At 63.4% G+C, this 1,861-nt stretch carries 2 protein-coding genes; one reads left to right on the forward strand and one right to left on the reverse strand.

Annotated features, from left to right (window positions below; all coding sequences use genetic code 11):
* Positions 1-222: 222 nt before the first annotated feature.
* Positions 223-981 carry a transposase family protein gene (locus ACFP2V_RS20605; protein WP_381214314.1) on the reverse strand — a complete coding sequence of 253 codons (759 nt, stop codon included), beginning with the start codon at positions 979-981 and terminating at the stop codon, positions 223-225.
* 75 nt (positions 982-1,056) lie between these two features.
* Between ACFP2V_RS20605 and ACFP2V_RS20610 the strand changes: the two genes are divergently transcribed.
* Positions 1,057-1,437, forward strand: coding sequence for a hypothetical protein (locus tag ACFP2V_RS20610; RefSeq protein ID WP_381214317.1), 381 nt, complete (start codon positions 1,057-1,059; stop codon positions 1,435-1,437).
* Positions 1,438-1,861 lie beyond the last annotated feature (424 nt).

Below are 1,861 nucleotides of genomic sequence, written 5' to 3' on the forward strand. Positions count from 1 at the left end.
TGCTATGCGCCCCAACCGGTCACAACCCGACCAGCCGCACGACCCCGGAACTTGCAACCGCCCTGGATGTCGTCGCCCGCTCGCCTGCGAAGCTCGTGTTCAGTGGACGGCCGGGTTCTCAGGATGACTTCGAGTTCCCGGTAGGAGCGGGCTGCCGGTGATGCCCGGATCCAGACGGCACGTTCGGGGGAAGTTTCCCCGTGATCTTGGATGCTCGATTGGTTATGCCGCGAGGGTGTGTTGATGCCGCTGCCTGGTCTCGGCCGGGGAGAGGTAGCCGAAGATTTTGTGTTTGCGCAGGCGGCGGCGGTTGTAGAAGGTCTCGATGAGGTGGAAGGCCTCGGCGCGGACCTGTTTGTGGGATTTGTTGTGGGCCTGCTTCCAGTCGGGCAGCTCCCCGCCTTTGCGGCGCCGGTGGGGCATCACGAGCCCAGTGCCCGGATAGCCGCCGTCGGCGATGGTCATGGTCGTGCCGACGGCGGCCTTCGCGCCGGACCCCTCCCATGCCTTGCAGTCATTTCGGTTGCCGGGCAGGGGCCGGCCGACTGCCACGAAGAGGCGGGTGTCGGCGTCGATGACGACCTGGTGGTTGGTGGAGTACCGGTAGTTCTTCGACTGCTCGGCGACCGCGCGAGCCCGGGTGGGCACCAGGGTGCCGTCGACGATCAGTACGGTGTCCTTCGCGAACCGCTTGCGGGGCTGGAGGGCGAGCATCGGCCCGAGGTGATCGATGATCCGGTCCGCCGCCGACTTGGAAACCCCGAAGAGCGGCGCCAGTTGGCGCATGGTCAGGTTCGTGCGCCAGTAGGTCGCGATCAGCAGGGCCCGGTCCTCCAACGGCAGGCTCCACGGCCGGCCCCTGCGGACCGCGTCCGCACCCTCGCACCGCAGAACCGTCACCAGCTTGGCAAAGGCGCGCGGGCTCAGCCCGGTGAACGGGGCTGTCCACGAGGACTCCGACGCCGTGATCACACCAGCCATACGACAGATCATTTCAGTTGCCGAGACGTCTCCCCGCGACTGATCCTGGGCCCCGGGCAAGCAAGGAGGAACAGGATGGGGCTCATGCTCTCCCCCGGAGACGACGACGTGACCAGCCCAGACGTCTCCTGGTCCTACACCGGCTTCCACATGTTCAGGGAGTGGCTGGCTCAGGCAGAGGGGTTCGCCCTTGCGGAGATGAACGGATTCGGTGGCGAGCACATGTGGAGCAGCGTCTCCACCACGCTGGCACCGCTCCTCGACCATCCAGACGACGAGGGCTCTCTCGCGCCCGCTCAATGCGCGGCCATGCTGCCCAGGCTGGAAGCAATCACCGACCAGCGGCAACACGAGGGCGGGGACCACGTCCTTGAGCGACGCATCGACGACGTGCGCCAACTGGTCAGCGTCATGAAGTACTGCTTGGAGAAGGAAGTCGAGCTCATCTTCTGCTGACCGCCGCGGGCTGTCTCCCGTTGGAGATGAACAGCACTTACGGGACAGCCCTTAGGGGGCTTTCAATGATAACCAGGGGTGCCGTACGATTCGTGCGGCGCCCCTGGTGACTTTCCTGCAATTACGGGATCGAAAAAGAACTCAAGAAGGAACCCTCAGCACCTCCTCGATCGCGTAATTTATACCAAAAGCAACCAATCACCCACGTCAAGCATACACCGTTGAGGAATGCAGAATGCGCTACAGGAACAGGGTCATCTTCTCGACATCCAGCGCAATGGTCGCAGCAATGACGACTGTCGCCGTCTACTTCTTGTTCTTCGATTCTGGTACGCCAAAAGACGTCTGGGAGGCATCTCTAGCCCCAATGCCGTTCAGTTAAGCGGTAGAGGCGAGTCTGATCGTGGCTGGACTGCTGTGTCGA

It is taken from the genome of Streptomyces incanus (assembly GCF_042656345.1).
GTDB classification, from domain to species: domain Bacteria; phylum Actinomycetota; class Actinomycetes; order Streptomycetales; family Streptomycetaceae; genus Streptomyces; species Streptomyces incanus.

Coding starts and splice junctions, on each gene's coding strand:
- ACFP2V_RS20610 (WP_381214317.1), top strand. CDS start 1,057: ATGGGGCTCATGCTCTCCCCCGGAGACGACGACGTGACCAGCCCAGAC.
- ACFP2V_RS20605 (WP_381214314.1), bottom strand. CDS start 981: ATGGCTGGTGTGATCACGGCGTCGGAGTCCTCGTGGACAGCCCCGTTC.